Below are 18,138 nucleotides of genomic sequence, written 5' to 3'. Positions count from 1 at the left end.
GCCGGCGCAGCAATCCGCGCGGCAAGACCATCGTGCAATCCAGCGGCAAAGCAGCCGAATCCAGCGCAGGCATCCAAGATAGACATCCAGCGCAGACAAGGCCACCACCGATGAAGAACACCACCCCGATCGCCCTGGCCCTGCTGTCTGTTCTGCTGACCGCGGCCTGTTCCGCCTCCCCGAGCCCCGAACCGTCCGCCGGGACCCCTGCGGCGGGCCTGCCGGCGTCGCTGCCCAAGCCTGACCCTGCCCAGCAGGAAGCCCTGCTGGCCGCGCTGGCCAAGATCAACCCCCGCCTGCCAAACCGCCAGGCAATCGACAAGGCCCGCCGCCTGTGCGGCCGACTGCTGGGGCAATCGACCGCGGACCAACTCATCGCTGCCGCAAAGACGGAGTTCAGCGGGGACGTCCCCGCCCTCCCGGACGACGACGCCCAGCGGATCATCTCGGCGATCGGGGCCAACGGGTTCTGCCGCTAGCCTTGTTAACAACACGAGGAGAACTATGACCACCCTGAAAGAACGCCTGCACGCCGACGTCGTGAGCCACATGAAGGACCGCAACAAGGTTGCCCTGACCACTGTGCGCAACGTCCTGGGCGAGATCGAAACCCGGGAGAAATCGGGCAAGACGCCAATCGTGCTGGACGACGCACAGGTGACCGCACTCCTGCAAAAGGAAGCCGCCAAACGCCGCGACACGGCCCGCATCTACACCGAGGCCGGCGAAGCCGAGCGCGCCGCGGCCGAGATCGCCGAGGCCGAGGTGATCGAGGCCTACCTGCCCAAGCCACTGACCGCAGCGGAAGTCGAGACGATCGTGGACGAGGCCATCGCGGCGCTCAAGGCCGACGGCGTCGAGCTGTCCATGCGTCAGTTGGGGGCAGTGATGAAGCCCGTCACCGCCACGGTGGCCGGGCGTTTTGACGGCAAGACCGTCAGCGAAATCGTCCGCAACCGTCTCGCGCAGCAGTGAGCCTGGTCCGGCTGCACGACGTCAGCGTCCGCTTCGACAACACACAGATCCTCCGCGAGGCGTACTTCCGTCTGGAGCCCGGGGACCGGGTGGGCCTGATCGGCAAGAACGGCTCCGGGAAGACCTCCATCCTCAAGCTCGTCCTGGACCAGGTCTCCCCGGATACGGGAACGGTCACCGTGGATCAGGGAACCAGGGTGGGGTACTTCTCCCAGTTTTCCGAGCTCGACGGCGAGGCAACCATCCTTGCGGTCCTTGACGGACTGTTTGTCGAAATCAAGGCTGCCGAGGCCGAGCTGGCAGCCATCGACGCCGCCATTGCGGCTGACCCCGCCGAGGCGGAGCTGGACCGGCTGATCCGGCGCCAGGCCGAGCTGTTCGAGGCCATGGACCGCCTCGACGGATGGGATTACCAGCGGCGCATCGACACAGTCCTGACCACGCTGGGGTTCAGCGACGCCCACCGCACGTGCGCGATTGACGAACTCTCCGGCGGGTGGCGCAACCGCGCCGCCCTGGCCAAGATCCTGTTGGAGGGCCCGGACGTCCTGCTGCTGGATGAACCCACCAACTACCTCGACGTGGCCGGTGTCGAATGGCTCGAAAACTGGTTCCGCGACTACCGCGGCGCCGCGATCATCGTCTCGCACGACAGGAAGTTCCTCGATGCGGTGGTCACCCGGATCATCGAGGTGGAAAACTTCCACCTGCACGAGTACCCCGGAAACTTCGCCGAGTACGTGGTCCAGAAGCAGTTCCGGCTCAAGACGCTCGAGGCGCAGTTCGTCCATGAGTCCGAGCTCCTGGCTTTTGAAGCGGAGGGCATTGCCGACCGCCGGGAGGCCGCCAAGGCCGCCAGCCGCGGGTTGGGGAACCAGCTGGCCAAGATCAAGAAAGCGCGGACACCACGTCCCGTGGACCAGATCGTCACCGAGATCTACGGCGGCCTGCACGTGAAGGATGTCCTCTGCCGGGTCGAAGGACTGGGCAAGTCCTATGGCGACAAGGTCTTGTTCGAAGACCTGAGCTTTGAGATCCGCCGCGGCAACAGGATTGTGGTCCTGGGCTCCAACGGCAGCGGCAAGTCCACGCTGCTGAAAGTGCTGACCGGGGAGGAACCGGCGGATTCCGGTGAAGTGGTCTGGGCGAAGGGGCCGGGTTTTGTTTCCTACAACAAAATGCTGGAAGAGCTCGACGACGCCGACACCRTTTCGCACGCGGTCAACGCGCTGCCGGACAGCCTGGCCTTCAGCGCCACGAAGAAGTCCGTCAACAGGTTCCTCGCCATGTTCCAGTTCTCCGAGGCCGACCTCAAACAGAAGATCGGGAACCTCTCCGGCGGACAGAAAGCCCGCGTCGCCATGGCCCAGTGCCTGCTGTCCGGGGCCTCGGTGCTGCTCTTGGACGAGCCCACCAACCACCTGGACATGTCCAGCACCCAGGTGATGGAGCGGGCACTGCTCCACTTCCCCGGCGCGGTCGTCGTGGTCAGCCACGACCGCTTCTTCACCGAGAAGATCGCCACCCGTCAGCTGGTCTTCGGCACCGACGGCGCAGAACCCGGCGAGGTCGACGTACGCGCGGCCTAAGGGCGTGGTGATTGCCCCGAGCCTCAGTGTTTGCTCAGCATTGGCTCAGGATGTGGCATGAGCGGCTAAAGGGCCGACAATTCGTCGTTTTCGAGCGGTACTGTGGCGCTGGCTGCCGACCGGGGGGACGGCAGCGGTCTCATATCCGCTTTGAAAAAAATCTCCCGTGGCAGGAATCATCGCCTGGCTCAGTGCTCTGGGCACCACAGGCAAGGCAGTAGTAGTGGCCTCCGTCGTCGTCACTGGCGGCGCCGGCGCAGCGGCGGCCACCGCGACCACCAATCTCCCGGCTGACCCGACGTCAACCATGACGGCGACGGGCACCGAAACCTCTGACCCGGCCGAGCCGGCCGGTTCGGAGACTCCGGTAGTGGGCGACCAGGAAGCCGCCGACGAGGAAGCCGCCGATCACGAATCGTCTGAATCGTCTGAACCGGCCGATCCGGCTGAGTCGGATGACCAGGAGGCGGACGATCAGGGCGCAGAGTCTGACGCGGACGACCAGAACGCGGACGACCAGGGCGCGGACGACCAGGGCGCGGACGACCAGGGCGCGGACGACCAGGGCGCGGAAGACGTCGCGGACGCGCAGGAGCCTGCGGCCCCGGCCCCCGCAGCCCCGGCCCCCGCTGCTCCGGCCCCGGCACCCGCCGAAGACGATGCGAAGGATTCGGCCGACGCGCCGGAAGCCGACGCGTCCCACGCTTCGAACGGCAACAGCGGATGGGCACACCAGAACGCCGCTGAACACCGTGCGGCCGGCCAGGCCAACGCCGCCGAGCACCGCGCGGCCAGCCAGGCCAAGGCCGCCGAACACCGTGCCGCGCCGGCCGGTCTTGAAAGCGATCACGCCGCCAAGAACCAGCAAGCGCGGCGACTCGGGCGGGCACGGCCACAGCAAGTAGCCCAAAAGGCATGCAATGACGGGGCCCGGACCACTGGTCCGGGCCCCGTCGTCGTGACGGCACGAAAATGCTTCGGCACGAAAATGTTTCAGCGCGAAAGTGTCCAACGGTTCGGTCTCAGAGGTGCGGCGCTTCGGGTCCGCGGGATAATGGAAACATGACCAATCAGCAGCAGGACCGCGACCCGTGGGAGGAGTTCGACAAGCTCCAGCCCGCCGGTCCGGACCGGGTTGCGGGGTACCCCGGTGGGGAACCGCAGGGCTTCGGCTTCCGCACCGGCGTCCGCAGCGCCAGGGTAGCCCTCGGATTTGCCGTCTACTCCCTGGCGCTGGGGAGCATTCTGGTCCTCACCGGGGCCATCGTTTTCATCGGCAGCGGGAAGTGGCTGCTGCTCGGGCTGATGGTGCTCATCGAGGTCGTCTTCGTCCTGGCGTTCCGACGGCTCATGGTCCAGGTCCGGCACCGCCGCGCCTCCGGCTAGAGCCAGCCCTTCTTCTTGAAGATGGCGTACATCAGCGCCGCCGTGCCGGCCATGAGCGCGATTGCCATCGGGTAGCCAAGCGTCCAGTGCAGTTCCGGCATGTTGTCGAAGTTCATGCCATACAGTCCGGCCACAAATGTCGGAGCGAAGAAGATCGCGGCCCACGACGAGATCTTCTTGACCTGTTCGTTTTGTTCCGCGCTGGCCTCGTTCTGGCGGTTGGCGGTCAGGGTTCCGTCCAGGGTGAGCGCATTCTGCAGCAGGTCACGGAACGAATCGGCGCGGGAAATCAGCCGCTCCACGTGGTCCTCGACGTCGCGCAGGCTGTGCTGCAGTTCAATGTCCACCCGGTACTTCTCGAAGCCCCGGCGGAGCTGTTGCATCATAGCCGGGAGCGGGTGGATGGCGCGCTGGAAATGGATGACTTCCCGGGCGAGCTCGTAGATCCTCCGGGACACCAGGGGGTCGCCGCTGAAGAGCTGGTCCTCGATCTCGTCGATGTCGTTTTCCAGCCCGGCCACCACGGGACCGTAGTCATCCACCACCTGGTCCATGAGTGCGTACAGGACGGCCTCGGGCCCGTGGCGCAGCAGATCGGGCCGGCCCTCCATCCGGCGCCGGACCTGGCCCACGACTTTCGTCTCGGCGTGCCGGACGGTGACCACGAAGTTGCGCCCCGTGAAGACGTGGAGCTCGCCGAACTCCACGGTTTCGGTCTCGTCCAGGTACCGGGCGGGCCGGAGCACAGTGAACAGGTTGTCGTCGTAGCGTTCCAGTTTGGGGCGCTGATGGGCGGAGATCGCGTCCTCCACCGCCAGCCCGTGCAGGTTGAATTCGGCCGCCACGGCCGCCATTTCCTCAGTGGTCGGCCGGTACAGGCCGATCCAGGCCATGCCCCCGTGCTCGGTCAGGGTCTCGAAAGTCTGCTCGAGGTTCCGCGGCTCGGCGCTGCGGATACCGTCAACGTAGACGGCGTTGTCGATGATAGTCACCGGGACATTATCCTTTGTCCACCTGGAATTCGGCGGACCCGGCCCGCCGCGACGCGGACCGGCCGGGAGCCAGCGCGCTGCCTTGGGCGAGCCGGCTGATCAGCGGTTCGGTCCGGTACGGGATATGGGTGTGCAGCGCCAGGACGGTCTCGGTGCGGATGACCCCCTTGACCCGAAGGATCGACCGGAGGGCCGCCTGGAGATTGTGCGTATCCGTCGCCACCACCCGGCACCAGACGTCGCCGCGACCGGAGATCTCGTGGACTTCCAGGACCTGGGCGATCAGCCGCAAAGCCCCCACGACGCCGTCGAGTTCCCGGTGGTTGACCTCGATCGTCACGAACGCGACGACGTCGTACCCCACCGCCTCCAGATCGATTTCACGGCCGCCGTCGTGCAGCACACCGGAGCGCAGCATACGCCGCACGCGCGACTGGGCAGTGTTCCGGGCGATGCCCAGGGCGTCACTGAGCTCGCCGATCTGGATCCGCGGATCCCGGATCAGCTCCAGCAGGATCTTCAGGTCGGTGGGGTCCAGACTGTTCAAATCATCACTCCGGTTCACTTGGACAGCCAGAGAATGACTGTTTTGCTCAATTTTGACACAAATTTTGGCCATGCAGATCACTGGTATTGCATTCTGTACATACCAAACTTTCAACCGGGCCGGGCGGTTCCCCCACAACAGGGAAAGCCCGGCCTGCACTTTGCAAGGGCACGGCCATGACAGTCTTTAGCGAACTCCGCATGCGCCCGGCCACAGCTGACCGCTGGGGCTGGGACGCCTCCACCACCGCACGGCTCGTGATGGCCGGGGTTGTGATCTTCACGCTGCTCGTCGGCGCAAATCTTGCGACGCCGCTGTACCCGCTGTTGCAGGCAAAACTCGGAATCACGGCGCTCGATGTCACGGTGGCGTTCTCGGCCTACGTCCTGGCGCTCGTGGCCACCCTCGTCCTCGCTGGCCACTGGTCCGACCACATCGGCCGCCGCGCCGCCCTCGTGCTGGCAGTGCTGGTGGGCCTGGCCGGCGGCTTTGTCTTCGCCACCGCGGGCAACCTCGTGGCGCTCTCCGCCGGGCGCGCCCTGCAGGGCGTCGCCGTCGCGCTCGCCACCGGGGCCAGCTCGGCTGCCCTGCGCGAGCTGCTGCCCAGCCGGCCGGAGTGGGCCTCACGGTTCACGCTCCTGGCCTCCGCCGGCGGGGTGGCGGCCGGCCCCGCAATCGGCGGGATGCTGTCCCTCCTGCCGGGCCCGACGTCGACGCCGTACTACCTGCACTCCATCGTCCTCGCCGCCGTGCTGGTGCCCCTGTACCTGCTCAAGGCGCGGCCCGCCATCAGCCTGCACGCCGGTCCCCAGACCCTGCGGGTCCTGGCACCGCGGCGGCCTTCGGTTTCCAGCGACGCGCGCGGCGCCTTCTGGCTGGCGTCGTCCGTGGGCTTTCTGAGCTTCACCGTTTTTGGCTTCTGCCTCTCGCTGGCCCCCGGCTATTTCGCCCAGATTGTCCACGCCGATTCGCGGCCGCTGATCGGCCTGCTGGCTGGGCTGACGCTGGGGTCCTCAGCCCTGAGCCAGCTGCTGGCCATCCGGGGACGGTTTGCCGTGTCCGCCGGCCTGGCCGTCCTGGGCGTCTCCGTCCTGCTGATCGCCGCGGCCGCCGCCTGGAGCAGCCCGTGGCTGCTGATTCTGGCCAGCATCACTGCCGGCGTGGGGCAGGGCGTGGCCTTCCGGACCGTGTTCAACGACGTTGCCGGCAGGGTGGAGGCCGCCCGGCACGCCCAGATCATCAGCACCGTCTATGTGATCACGTACCTTGGCAGCGCCTTCCCGGTGATCGGGTTGGGGCTTGCAGCCGGGATCGTCGGGCTGCAGAGCGCGGTCGCCGGTTTCGTCACGGTGTGCGCCGCCGCCGCACTGACGCTGGCGGCCGTAACGCTGCGAAGCGCCCTGCGCCGGGTCTAACTGCGCTGGGTCTAACTGCGTCGGCCGGGCCCGTTAGGGCAGCGGGCCGTGGTTGCCCTGGATGTGGTCGAAGACCAGCGTGGTTTCGGTGTGGCCCACCACGGGGTCGGTGGCCAGGTTGTCCAGAACCCAGTCCCGGAGGTCCTCGGTGGTGGCGACGGCGATATGCAGCAGGTAGTCCACTGACCCGGACGTGTGGAACGTCGAGAGCACTGCCGGCAGTTTGGGCACCCGGGCAGTGAAACGGTCGATCTGCTCGCGGTCATGGGCCCGGAGCCGTACCGCAATGAGGGCCTGGACCGAACGCCCGATCGCGGACAGGCTCAGATTGGCCTCGAAGCCCTCGATGATGCCGCGCTCGGACAGCGCGCGGGTGCGCATCAGCGCGGTCGACGGCGCGATCCCCACGAGCTCTGCCAGCTGTTTGTTCGAGATGCGGGCGTCCGCGACCAGGGCAGCGAGCAGGCGCTCGTCGATCGCGTCCAGCGGTTCGCTGGCTCCCGGCCGAACATTCTTCGCAGTGCTGCTCACGGATCCTCCTAGTAGTGTTCTCCGTTCATCATAAACGGCGTTATCCGACAGTTCCATTCAGAACCCCTACAAAAGCGCGAATTATTGCCAGATACTTGCGGAATTCAATGGTGAATATTCGTAAGGAGCTAGGGTGCTTTCTCAAGATTCATTGGCGGTCCACGCAGGCCGGAGCGGGCTCACGGAACTGGGCGTCCACGCGGTGCCCATCGATCTGTCCACGACGGCGCCCCTGCCGTCCGTGCACGACGGAGGCCTTGCCTACGAGCACATGGCCACCGGCGGCTCACATGTGGAGGGGCAAAGCACGGTCTACCAGCGGCTGTGGAACCCCACGGTGGCTCGCTTCGAAGAAGGCGTCGCTGTCCTGGAAGGCACGCCCGAGTCTGTCGCCTTTGCCACCGGAATGGCGGCGCTGAGCGCGGTGCTCCTCGCGGTTGTGGCCGCGGGCAAGAAGCACGTTGTCGCCGTGCGTCCGCTGTACGGCGGCAGCGACTACCTCTTGGCCTCCGGCGTCCTAGGCAACGAGGTCACCTTCACGACGCGGGAGGGCGTCGGCGCCGCACTCCGGCCGGACACCGGCCTGGTGATCCTCGAGACGCCGGCCAACCCGACCCTCGAGCTGGTGGACATCGCCCGCGTGGCAGCCGCCGCCGACGGTGTGCCGCTCCTGGTGGACAACACGTTCGCCAGCCCGGTACTGCAGCAACCCTTCAAGCACGGCGCGGCCATGGTGCTGCACAGCGCCACGAAGTTCTTGGGCGGCCACGGGGACGCCATGGGCGGCGTGGTGGCCGCAGGCTCTGAATGGGCGGTGCGCCTGCGCCAGATCCGGGCCGTGACCGGCGGGATCCTGACCCCGTGGCCGGCGTACCTGCTGCACCGCGGGCTGGCAACGCTCCCGGTCCGGGTCCGCGCCCAGCAGGCCGGCGCCGAAAAAGTCGCTGTTGCGCTGGCAGGGCACGGGCTCGTGAGGCGGGTTTACTACCCGGGACTGGCCGAATGCGACCCGCAGGGCCTCGTGGGCACACAGATGTCCGGGCCGGGATCGCTCATGGCCTTCGAGCTCGCCAGCGCCGAGCACGCCGAGCGGATCCCGGCCGCCGTCGGCATGATCACCCACGCTGTGTCCCTCGGCGGGATCGATACCCTCATCCAGCACCCGGCGGGCCTGACCCACCGGCCGGTCGAAGCCGCGGCCAAGCCACACGCGAACCTGCTGCGGATCTCGGTGGGGCTGGAGGACCCGGCCGACATCGTCGCCGACCTCCTGCAGGCGATCGAGGCTACGCGGTAGCCCGGGGGTCCGGTGCCTAGCCCGATGCCGTGACCCTGCCGGTTGCGGGCGCCGGCGCGGGATGCGCGACGGCGGTGATTGCCGCCGTCGCGCCGGCCAGTCCGATGACAGTCAGCGCAAGGGCTGTCCAGCCGAACCGTTGGAAGACCAGGCCGCCGGCCCAGCCAAGCACGCTGGAGCCGAGGTAATAGGCCAGGTTGTACAGCGAGGCGGCCTGCGCCCGGCCCGTCGTGGCGATCAGTCCGGTCCAGCCGGAGCCGATGCTGTGTGCCGCGAAGAAGCCGCCCGTGAACAGCAGCAATCCCGCCAGGATCGCGGCCAGCTGTTCCGTGAGCGTCAGGGCCAGGCCGCCTGCCATCAGTGCGGTGCCGGYGATCAGGACGGTGCGCCGGCCGAACCGCGACGTCAGGCCCGCTGCCCAGCGCGCCGAGACGGTTCCGGAGAGGTAGGCCAGGAAGATCAGGCTGATCGCGGTGGCGGGCAGGCTGAACGGTTCCCCTGAGAGCCGGAATCCGAGGTAGTTGTAGACGGCCACGAAACCGCCCATGAGCAGGAATGCCTGGACGTACAGGGCCAGGAGCCGGGGATTGCGGCCATGGCCGGCCAGCGTGCGAAGGGCCCCGCGGAAGCCGCCCGCGGCCGCGGCGGTGAAGCCCTTGGCCCGGGGCACCAGAACCAGGAACAGGACTGCCGCTCCGGTGGCCAGAACGGAGACCGCCAGGGCCGCGGCCCGCCAGCCCCACAGTTCGCCCGCGGGCCCGGCGACCAGCCGGCCGGCCAGGCCGCCCAGGGTGGTCCCGGCGACATAGCTCCCGGCGGCGACGGCGGCGTGGGCCTTGTTGACTTCCTCGTTGAGATACGCGATCGCGATCGCCGGGATGCCGCCGAGGGCCATTCCCTCCAGCATCCGCAGGCACAGCAGTACTGGGAAGCTGGGGGCCAGGGGGACCAGCAGGCCCAGGGCGGTGGCCGCGGAGATGCCCCACATCATTGCCCGGACGCGGCCGATCCGGTCGGCCAGGAAGGACCACGGGAGCACCGTCAAGGCCAGCCCCACCGTAGCCAGGGAGATGGTCAGCGCGGCCTCGGCGGCCGAGACGCGAAGATCCGCCGCCAGCAGCGGGAGCACCGCCTGGGTGGAGTAAAGCTGCGCGAAGGTTGCGACGCCGGCAAAGGCAAGCCCGGCGAGGATCCGGCGGTAGGCCGTGGAGCCTTTCGGATGGCCCGCCCATGCGGCAGCGTTAGCTGCAGGATCAGCTGCAGGATCAGCTGCAGGATTGGCTGCGTCCTTGGCCGCGTTCTTGGCCGCGGGGCGTGGGCTGGTGCCGGTGGGTGCGGAAATGCGTGGCATGTCTTTAGGTTAAAGCCTGCCCGAGGGATGCTTCCAATGCATGATTTCCATAGAATAGATAGCAAATAGGGATCAGTGCCGGAGGGAAACATGGACGTCGAACACAGGCAGCTCGTGCAGCTGCTGCCCCTGCTGCCGCTGCTGGCGGAACTGGGGCGGACGGAGCACATCACCGAGACGGCCGAGCTCCTGGGCCTGCCGCAGTCGACCGTGAGCCGTGCCATTGCGCGGGCGAGCGCCATCGTGGGGACGGAGCTGCTGATCCGGGACGGCCGGGGCGTGCGGTTGACGCCAGCGGCGAAGGCGCTCATGCCCCACATCGAGGCCGCCCTGGCCGAATTCCAGACGGGGCTGGACAGCGTCAGGCACGAATCGGAGGTGGTCCGCGGCCGGATCGCCGTGTCGTTCCAGCACACCTTCGGCGAGGCAATGCTGCCGCTGCTCATCAGTGCGTTCCGGAGCAGGCACCCGCAGACTGCCTTTGACCTCAGCCAGGGTGCACGGGACGGCTGCCTCGCGGAACTGGCCGCGGGCTCCGCCGACGTGGCGCTCACGGCACCCGTTGCCACACCCAGCAAGCGAATCGGTTCGGCCGCGCTGTACCGCGAACCGTTGCGCCTGGTGGTCCACCACCGGCATGCCCTGGCCGGCCGCCGCAGGGCCAAGGTTGCCGAGATCCGGCAGGAGCCCTTCGTGGCGATGGGGTCCGGCTACGGCATGCGCTCGCTGACCGACGCGTTGTTCCGCGAGGCGGGGTTCCGTCCGCGCATTGCCTTCGAGAGCCAGGACTCGCACACCGTCCGCGGCCTCGTCTCGGCCGGGCTCGGCGTCAGCATCCTGCCGCCCGGCGGCTCCGCACCCGGCAGAGTTGCACAAAACAGCCACCATCCGTCGCGGGGCGCCGAAGCCGACGACGGCGGGCCCGGCTGGGTGGAGATTCCCCTGGATTCTGACCTGGCGTTCCGCGAGATCGGCCTCGCGTGGCGGGAGCCGGTTTCGCGGAATGCCGTGGCCGATGCCGAGTCCGATCCCGTGCGCTTGTTCCGCGAATTCGTGCTCCGCGACGGTCCGGCGCTCCTGGCAGGCTTCGTGCGCGAACGCTCGGCGGGCTGAGCCGGGCGGTGCCGGAGCGCCGGGGCAGGTGCGCCGGGGCTGGAGCTGGTGCGCTCAGGTCGCCGGTGCCGGGGCTGGTGCGCTCAGGTCGCCGGTTGGCACCGAGGTCGCCGTAAGGTGACGGCGGTTTGGAACGTTTCCGGCGACTTCGGGGTCCTGACGGGGGTCGGCTGCGGTCAGCGGCCGGCGAGCAGCCCGTGCACGACGGCGGCCACGGGTCCGGCGTGTGCCTTCTGCCAGCCCGTGCCCGCCCACAGGTTCAGGCGTTCCGCGTCGCCGGCTGCGGTGGCCGCGGCCCGGATGGGCGCCGTGAGGTGGTGGACGGCAGGGTAGGCCTCCGGCGCCTCGGCGTGGTCGCGGACGAATTCGTTCTCCAGGGCCCGTGCCTGCCGGCCGGTGAAGGCGCGCGTCAGCCGGGTCCGGATGAAATGCGGATCGGCCAGGGCATCTTTGTGCAACTGCTTGGCGCCGCTTTGGTCAGTGCGGAGAAACGCGGTGCCGAGCTGGGCTGCGACGGCCCCGGCACGCAGCACGGCGTCCAGCCCGGCCGCATCCATGATGCCGCCCGCAGCCACCAGCGGGAGGTCGACGGCGGACCGCACCTCGGCGAGCAGCTGCGCCGTTGTGCCGCCCGGCCGCGCCGCGTAAGCCGGTCGCGGCTCCGGGGCCGGGAGGAACGCCGCGCTGTGTCCGCCGGCGCTCGTGTGCTGCACGACGAGGGCGTCCACGCCTTGCCCTGCCGCCTGCACGGCCTCGGCCGCGGTGGTGACAGTGGCCAGCACCGCCGATCCCGCCCGCTGCAGGGCCCGAACGACGTCCGGGCCGGGCAGCCCGAAAGCGAAACTGACCAGCTCCACCGGGTCTGAGAGCAGGGCATCGATCTTTCCCTGCCATTCGTCGTCGTCGTCGAGCCGCAACTGCGGAAGCTCCACGCCGTAGCGCCGGGCGTCGGTGCGCAGCTGAAGCCGGTATTCCTCGAGCTCCGCCAGCATCGCCGCGGAGGGCGGCAGTTGGGCCGGATCCGGGACAAATACATTCATGCCGAACCGGGCGCCGGACTCCCGGAGGGTGCTGATTTCCGCCTGCATGGCCGCCACGCTCTTGTAGCCTGCCGCGAGGAAGCCGAGCCCGCCGGCGCGGTGCACGGCCTCGACGAAGGCCGCTGTGGAGGTGCCTCCGGCCWTGGGCGCCGCGATGACGGGTGTGCCGAAAAGATCGTGGGGCATTGCGGGCTCCTTGCAGCGATTCAGTAACCTGTTCCAGTGACTAACACTGACACGCCGCCGGCGGCGGACTCCGTTCCATCTTCCACCACGCCATCTGCCACGGCGACGACGGGTGCCGTGATCGGCCTGGACATCGGCGGCACCAAAACCCGGGGCGTCAGGTTCGAAGGCGGCGCGCCCGTGGCCGATGAATCGGTGGGCAGCTCCAATGTCCAGAACRTCAGCCCCGAGGAAGCCGCCTTGAACCTGGCGGAACTCTTCGCCAGGATCGGCGGGGGAGACGTCGCCCAGGTCTACGCCGGAGCCGGCGGCATCGACACCGATGATGACGCCGCGGCGCTCGCGGCACTGATTGCCCCGCACGTACCCGGCGCCCGGATCACGGTGGTCCACGACTCCCGGCTGCTGCTCGCCGCAGGCGGCGCCAGCACCGGCGTCGCCGTCATCGCCGGCACCGGATCGGCCGCGTGGGGCAAGAATGGCCGCGGCGAGGAGGTCCGGGCCGGTGGCTGGGGCTACCTGCTCGGCGACGAAGGCAGCGGCTACTGGCTGGGCCGGGAGGCCGTCCGCCACAGCCTGCGCCGGATGAACCAGGGGCTGGAACCGGACGAACTCAGCACGGCCCTGCTGGCATCCTGCGGCGTGGATGACCCGAACAAGCTGATCGCCATGTTCCACTCGCCCGAGACCGGGCGCCGGTTCTGGGCCCAGCGGGCGCGGMTCGTGGTGGAGGCTGCAGACGCCGGGCATGCGCCAAGCCGGGCCCTCATGGAACAGGCCGGGCGCGACCTCGCCGACCTCGCCGCGCAGACCGTCCGGCAGCTCGGCATCGGGGGCCCCGTCATCCTGGGCGGCGGACTCGGCATGAACGTGCCGGGGCTGCAGGAGTCGTTCCGCACGGCCCTGGCCGCCGCGGGGATCACCGATGTCCGGGTCCTGGTGCAGGAGCCGGTCTTCGGGGTGCTGCAGCTGGTGGCGGAACAGGAGTAGTCGGGGGCGATCCGCCGGCCACTACGCTGGGGGGATGAGCATGCAATTCGACACCCGGCCCGCGGCCTACGCCGTCATCATCCGTGACGCCGGGATCCTCCTGGCGTACTGGAAGCAGGACGGCCGCGAGGGCTGGACGCTGCCCGGCGGCGGCCTGGACCTGGCCGAACACCCGGTGGACGGGTGCCGCCGCGAGATCCACGAGGAAACCGGTTACGACGCCGAGGTCGGCGCCATGCTGGGGATCGACGTCGGGCACTGGCCGTCCGAAGTCCGGCTCGACGGCGGCGTGCGGGACTTCCAGTCGCTCCGGCTGGTCTACGAGGCGACGATCACGGGCGGGGAACTGCGTCACGAAGTGAACGGCAGCACCACCCACGCGGCCTGGATTCCGCTGGATGAGGTGGCGCAGCTGAACCGGGTCTCGCTCGTGGATGCCGGGCTGCGTCTGTACCGTGAGCGGCCGCTGAACGGAAAACTTTCCGGCTAAACCGCTGGCCAGGCACGGGCACCATGGCTATCCTGTAGAAACCGCCGGCCGCAGCAGGCCGGCAATCGACGGGGAGGTGGAAGCAATGAATGCGATATTTCTGAGCGCGCAGCGCACCGATACACGCCATGTCATTATTCCTGCCCTGTCCCACGGCGCAGCCTAGCCATCGAGCGCTAGTCTCCGCGCACGGCATCCAAACCGCCGCAGCTGCAATGCGCCGCACCACGGGGCCCCACCAAAGGGTTTTCGTTGACCATTTATCCTGCATCCCGGGGCGCCGGCAGCGCCATCATTACCAATTCATCCGAACCTCATCCATCTGTGCCTCATACGTCCGGGCCCTCCGATGAGKCTGGCCCCGAAGGTCCTGTCCTCTACGGCTACACGGCCGGCGTCGCCGAGCGGTTCACGGCCCAGCCGGTGCCGGGAGGCGACCGCCCGGGCCGCGTCATCCGGGTGGACCGCAACCTCGTCCTGGTGGCTGAGGGCGGCGGAACCGCCCACCTGCCCTACCCGCGCGGCGGGGAGCTTCCCGCCACCGGGGACTGGGTTTGGCTGGGTCCGAACGCGGCGGGGGAGCCCGCCATTGTGGGCATCCTGCCCCGCCACTCGGAGCTGAGCCGCAAGCGTGCCTTCGAGGCCTCGTCCGAGGCGCAGGTCCTTGGCGCCAACATGGACGTCGTCGGGATCGTCGTTCCGGTGGATCGTCCGCTCACGCACAACCGGCTCGAACGGACCCTGGTTGCGGCGTGGGACTCCGGTGCCACACCGCTCGTGATCATCACGAAGGCGGACATCGCGGACCTCGCGGACGACGTCGTGGCGACGGTCGTGCGCCAGGCAGCCGGCGTCGACGTCGTCACCACCTCTGCCGAGAACGGCGATGGCCTCGACGAAGTGCTGGGCCATCTGCCGCCCGGCGGCACGCTGGTGCTGCTGGGGCCCTCTGGCGCCGGAAAATCCACGCTCATCAATGCCCTCGCCGGCGTCCCGGCCCAGGAGACGGGGGCAGTGCGGGCGGGCGACGGCAAGGGCAGGCACACCACCACGTCCCGCGCGCTCGTTCCCCTGCCCGGCGGCGCCGTCCTGATGGACACGCCGGGGGTGCGCGGCTTCGGGGTCTTCGACGCCGAGGGAGGAATGGAGGAGATGTTCGGCGACCTCGAAGAGCTCTTCGAGCACTGCCGCTTCTCGGACTGCGCGCACGGCCGGGAGCCCGGCTGTGCCGTGCAGGCGGCGCTCGCCGACGGCGTCCTGGAGGACCGCCGGTGGGCCAGCTACCTGAAGCTGCAACGCGAACTCGCCGCCCTGGCGCGCCGCCACGACGCGGCCGCGCGGCGCGCCTACCAGCGCGAATGGCACCAGAAGATCGCCGTAGCGGGCAAGAGCCAGCGGTCGGCCGAACGGGACAACCACGAGAACGCGCACGGCGGCGGCGGCGGAAAGGGCGGTCACGGCAGAAAAAACAGCGGCGCGAAGGGTGCGCGGCGGCCCCGCTGAAGCACACCGCCGGGTGGGCCAAGGGCGGCGGTGGTGCGCCGGAAGGATTTCCGGCGCGCCACCCATCCAAAATCGTTGTGCTTCCGAAGCCTTATGGGAGCCCCGCGCCGCTGACATAGTCCGGGGTGCTGGTTAGTCTATGAGCTAACTGCTTTATGGCCAGCACACTGACGAACAGTGCGCTGGCCCGACCAATGTTGCCGCCAACAGTTAGGTAAGCCCGGAAATGGCCGAAGCCATGATCGAGTTCCAGAACGTCACCAAGCAGTACCAGGGCGGTCAGGCCGCCGTTGACGGGCTGACCATGTCCATCGATAAGGGCGCCATCACTGTCTTCGTCGGACCCTCCGGCTGCGGTAAGACCACGTCCCTGCGGATGATCAACCGCATGGTGGAGCCCACGTCCGGCGTCATCACCGTGGACGGGGCCGATGTCACTTCAATCCCTGCCGCGCAGCTGCGGCGGTCCATGGGGTACGTCATGCAGTCCTCCGGGTTGATGCCGCACCGCTCCGTGCTGGACAACATCGCCACCGTTCCCCGGCTCAACGGCGTGTCCAAAGCCGACGCCCGCAAGCGCGCCCAGGAACTGCTCGACGTCGTCGGGCTGGCCTCTTCGCTCGGCAAGCGGTACCCGTCCCAGCTCTCGGGCGGACAGCAGCAGCGCGTAGGCGTGGCCCGGGCACTCGCGGCCGATCCTCCGGTGCTGCTCATGGACGAGCCCTTCAGCGCCGTGGACCCGGTGGTCCGCGATGAACTCCAGAAGGAGCTCCTCCGGCTCCAGCATGACCTGGCCAAGACGATCGTATTCGTCACCCACGACATCGACGAGGCCACCGTCCTGGGCGACAAAGTGGCCGTGTTCGCCGTCGGCGGCAAGCTGGCGCAGTACGCGGCCCCGGCGGAGATCCTGCGGGCCCCGGCGAACGAGTTCGTGGCCTCCTTCGTGGGCCGTGACCGCGGCTTCCGGCACCTTGCGTTCAGCCCCTCCGACGGTGTCACCATCCACCCCGTCCCCACTCTCACGCCCGATCAGCTCAGGGCTGAGGGCAGCTCCGATGAATGGCAGCTGGTGGTCGATGAAGCTCTCCGGCCCCTGGGCTGGGCCGGGCCCCGCAGCGCCACGGGAACGGCCCCGACGATGGTTCCCGGCGGCTCCCTGTTCCGGAAGGGGGACACGCTCCGCCGGGCACTGGACGCGGCCCTGTCCTCACCCTCGGGCCTTGGCGTCGCCGTGGACGACGACGGCCGGGTGGCCGGAGTCATCGGAGCCGCCGAAGTCCTCGCCGTCATCGAGTCAGACCGCAACGTCCGGCACGGAGGGCTCTGATGGAGTGGTTCCTGGCCAACAGAGCGGAAGTCTTCAGCCTCGCCGGCCAGCACCTCATCCTGGCCATCCTGCCGATGGTGTTCGGGGTCCTCATAGCCGTTCCGCTGGCCCAGCTCGCCCGGCAGAGCCGCGGGCTCCGATCCGTCGTGCTCACCGGGTCCTCGCTGCTGTACACGATCCCCTCGCTGGCGCTTTTCATCATCCTGCCGACCATCCTCGGGACCCGGATCCTGGATCCGGTCAACGTGGTGGTGGCCCTGACCATCTACGCCATCGCCCTGCTGGTGCGCGCCACGCTGGATGCCTTCGACTCGGTGGACGAGGACCTACGGCAGGCCGCCGTCGCCATGGGGTTCAAACCCTTCGCCCGCTTCATGCAGATCGACCTGCCGCTGTCCTTGCCGGTGCTGTTCGCCGGGCTGCGCGTGGTCTCGGTCAGCAATATCTCGCTGGTCAGCGTCGCGGCACTGCTCGGCATCGGCAACCTCGGAATGCTCTTCACCTCCGGCCTCCAGCGTGACTTCGTCACCGAAGTGGTGGTGGGCATCATCGCCATCCTTCTCCTGGCGCTGCTGATGGACGCCGTCCTCGTGCTGCTTGAACGGCTGCTGACGCCCTGGACCCGGGCCGCGGCGGCCACGGGTGGCGGCACCGGTTCGGGCGCAGGCCCGGACAAGACTGGCCCCGCCGCGGCGGCGATGCGGTTTTCGCGTCCCAAGACCAGAGGGGGAAACGCGTGAATAACGTCGTCACGGACACCTTTGCCTGGCTCAGCGATCCGGAGAACTGGTCCGGCAGCGCCGGAATCCCGGTGCGCCTGGCCGAACACCTGTTCTACACGGGCCTGGTGATGGTGATCGCCATCGCCATCGCCGTCCCGATCGGCCTGTTCGTCGGGCATACCGGCCGCGGGCGGGTTGCGATCGTGTCAGTCGCGGGCGCGCTGCGCGCCCTGCCCACCCTCGGCTTGCTCACGCTGTTCGTCCTGCTCGCCGGTATCGGGCTGATGCCGCCGATCTGGGCGCTCGTGATCCTGACCGTGCCGCCGCTGCTCGCCGGCACCTATGCCGGAATCTCCAGCGTCGACCGCAACGTGGTGGATGCCGCCCGCGCCATGGGCATGACCGAGTGGCAGGTCCTGTTCCGGGCGGAATTCCCGAACGCGCTGCCGGTGATGTACGGCGGGTTCCGGACCGGGGTGCTCCAGGTGATCGCCACCGTTTCCGTGGTCGCCTACATCAACCTGGGCGGCCTGGGCCGTTACCTGTTCGACGGGCTCGTGCTCTCCGACTTCCCGCAAATGCTGGGAGGCTCGCTGCTGATCGCCGCCCTTGCCATCAGCGTCGACCTGATCCTTGCCCTTATTCAGAGGCTGTTCCTGTCACGGGGCGCCTCATCCAAGC

At 68.6% G+C, this 18,138-nt stretch carries 19 protein-coding genes; 14 read left to right on the top strand and 5 right to left on the bottom strand.

What is annotated here, in order from left to right; genetic code table 11:
* Positions 1-110 precede the first annotated feature (110 nt).
* From AC1D1S_RS05520 to AC1D1S_RS05500, 5 genes are all read left to right on the top strand, one after another.
* A complete protein-coding gene (locus AC1D1S_RS05520; protein WP_476993924.1) occupies positions 111-479 on the top strand; it encodes a hypothetical protein in 369 nt (122 codons plus the stop codon).
* Between the two features lie 25 nt (positions 480-504).
* Positions 505-975, top strand: a complete 471-nt coding sequence (locus AC1D1S_RS05515; RefSeq protein WP_028275729.1) for a GatB/YqeY domain-containing protein — start codon at positions 505-507, stop codon at positions 973-975.
* Positions 972-2,564 carry an ABC-F family ATP-binding cassette domain-containing protein gene (locus AC1D1S_RS05510; protein ID WP_476993923.1) on the top strand — a complete coding sequence of 531 codons (1,593 nt, stop codon included), beginning with the start codon at positions 972-974 and terminating at the stop codon, positions 2,562-2,564. The genes AC1D1S_RS05515 and AC1D1S_RS05510 overlap by 4 nt, the downstream gene beginning before the upstream one ends.
* Positions 2,565-2,730: 166 nt before the next feature.
* Positions 2,731-3,630: a hypothetical protein gene (locus tag AC1D1S_RS05505; RefSeq protein ID WP_476993922.1), complete on the top strand. Its 900-nt coding sequence runs from the start codon at positions 2,731-2,733 to the stop codon at positions 3,628-3,630.
* A complete protein-coding gene (locus tag AC1D1S_RS05500; protein WP_028275726.1) occupies positions 3,627-3,950 on the top strand; it encodes a hypothetical protein in 324 nt (107 codons plus the stop codon). Before AC1D1S_RS05505 ends, AC1D1S_RS05500 begins: the two co-directional genes overlap by 4 nt.
* Here the strand turns inward: AC1D1S_RS05500 and corA are convergent.
* Positions 3,947-4,942: a magnesium/cobalt transporter CorA gene (gene corA, locus AC1D1S_RS05495; RefSeq protein WP_028275725.1), complete on the bottom strand. Its 996-nt coding sequence runs from the start codon at positions 4,940-4,942 to the stop codon at positions 3,947-3,949. The two genes, AC1D1S_RS05500 and corA, sit on opposite strands and share 4 nt — an antisense overlap.
* A gap of 7 nt (positions 4,943-4,949) precedes the next feature.
* Complete coding sequence (locus tag AC1D1S_RS05490) at positions 4,950-5,489, bottom strand: Lrp/AsnC family transcriptional regulator (RefSeq protein WP_243180996.1); 540 nt, start codon at positions 5,487-5,489, stop codon at positions 4,950-4,952.
* Between the two features lie 176 nt (positions 5,490-5,665).
* Here AC1D1S_RS05490 and AC1D1S_RS05485 point away from each other — a divergent pair, with 176 nt between their 5' ends.
* Positions 5,666-6,904: an MFS transporter gene (locus AC1D1S_RS05485; RefSeq protein WP_079550251.1), complete on the top strand. Its 1,239-nt coding sequence runs from the start codon at positions 5,666-5,668 to the stop codon at positions 6,902-6,904.
* 33 nt (positions 6,905-6,937) lie between these two features.
* Here AC1D1S_RS05485 and AC1D1S_RS05480 read toward each other — a convergent pair whose 3' ends face one another.
* Entirely contained in the window at positions 6,938-7,435 is a 498-nt protein-coding gene (locus AC1D1S_RS05480) for an Lrp/AsnC family transcriptional regulator (protein ID WP_018773770.1), read from the bottom strand.
* A 133-nt stretch (positions 7,436-7,568) separates the two neighbouring features.
* Here AC1D1S_RS05480 and AC1D1S_RS05475 point away from each other — a divergent pair, with 133 nt between their 5' ends.
* Positions 7,569-8,732: a trans-sulfuration enzyme family protein gene (locus AC1D1S_RS05475; protein WP_476993921.1), complete on the top strand. Its 1,164-nt coding sequence runs from the start codon at positions 7,569-7,571 to the stop codon at positions 8,730-8,732.
* Positions 8,733-8,748: 16 nt separating this feature from the next.
* On the opposite strand, the gene AC1D1S_RS05470 is transcribed toward AC1D1S_RS05475, so the two are convergent.
* Complete coding sequence (locus tag AC1D1S_RS05470; RefSeq protein ID WP_476993920.1) at positions 8,749-10,083, bottom strand: MFS transporter; 1,335 nt, start codon at positions 10,081-10,083, stop codon at positions 8,749-8,751.
* Between the two features lie 90 nt (positions 10,084-10,173).
* On the opposite strand from AC1D1S_RS05470, the gene AC1D1S_RS05465 reads away from it, so the two are divergent.
* Positions 10,174-11,196 carry a LysR family transcriptional regulator gene (locus AC1D1S_RS05465; protein ID WP_243180990.1) on the top strand — a complete coding sequence of 341 codons (1,023 nt, stop codon included), beginning with the start codon at positions 10,174-10,176 and terminating at the stop codon, positions 11,194-11,196.
* A 176-nt stretch (positions 11,197-11,372) separates the two neighbouring features.
* On the opposite strand, the gene AC1D1S_RS05460 is transcribed toward AC1D1S_RS05465, so the two are convergent.
* Complete coding sequence (locus AC1D1S_RS05460; RefSeq protein ID WP_476993919.1) at positions 11,373-12,422, bottom strand: nitronate monooxygenase; 1,050 nt, start codon at positions 12,420-12,422, stop codon at positions 11,373-11,375.
* Positions 12,423-12,458: 36 nt separating this feature from the next.
* Between AC1D1S_RS05460 and AC1D1S_RS05455 the strand changes: the two genes are divergently transcribed.
* From AC1D1S_RS05455 to AC1D1S_RS05430, 6 genes are all read left to right on the top strand, one after another.
* Entirely contained in the window at positions 12,459-13,412 is a 954-nt protein-coding gene (locus AC1D1S_RS05455) for an N-acetylglucosamine kinase (protein WP_476993918.1), read from the top strand.
* 34 nt (positions 13,413-13,446) lie between these two features.
* Positions 13,447-13,902 carry an NUDIX hydrolase gene (locus AC1D1S_RS05450; RefSeq protein ID WP_028275721.1) on the top strand — a complete coding sequence of 152 codons (456 nt, stop codon included), beginning with the start codon at positions 13,447-13,449 and terminating at the stop codon, positions 13,900-13,902.
* A 324-nt stretch (positions 13,903-14,226) separates the two neighbouring features.
* The gene (rsgA, locus tag AC1D1S_RS05445; protein WP_476993917.1) at positions 14,227-15,405 is read left to right on the top strand and encodes a ribosome small subunit-dependent GTPase A; all 1,179 of its coding nucleotides are present in this window, start codon (positions 14,227-14,229) and stop codon (positions 15,403-15,405) included.
* Positions 15,406-15,631: 226 nt separating this feature from the next.
* Entirely contained in the window at positions 15,632-16,735 is a 1,104-nt protein-coding gene (locus tag AC1D1S_RS05440) for an ABC transporter ATP-binding protein (RefSeq protein WP_476945791.1), read from the top strand.
* A complete protein-coding gene (locus AC1D1S_RS05435; RefSeq protein WP_476943785.1) occupies positions 16,735-17,475 on the top strand; it encodes an ABC transporter permease in 741 nt (246 codons plus the stop codon). Before AC1D1S_RS05440 ends, AC1D1S_RS05435 begins: the two co-directional genes overlap by 1 nt.
* Positions 17,472-18,138: ABC transporter permease (locus AC1D1S_RS05430; protein ID WP_476993916.1), on the top strand; the 667-nt coding region annotated here is incomplete at its 3' end. The genes AC1D1S_RS05435 and AC1D1S_RS05430, both read left to right, overlap by 4 nt.

The sequence above is a fragment of the Arthrobacter sp. P1_A5 genome (assembly GCF_056406825.1).
The sequence above is the reverse complement of the archived record's forward strand: the minus strand, read 5'-3'. Positions and strand labels throughout refer to the sequence as shown.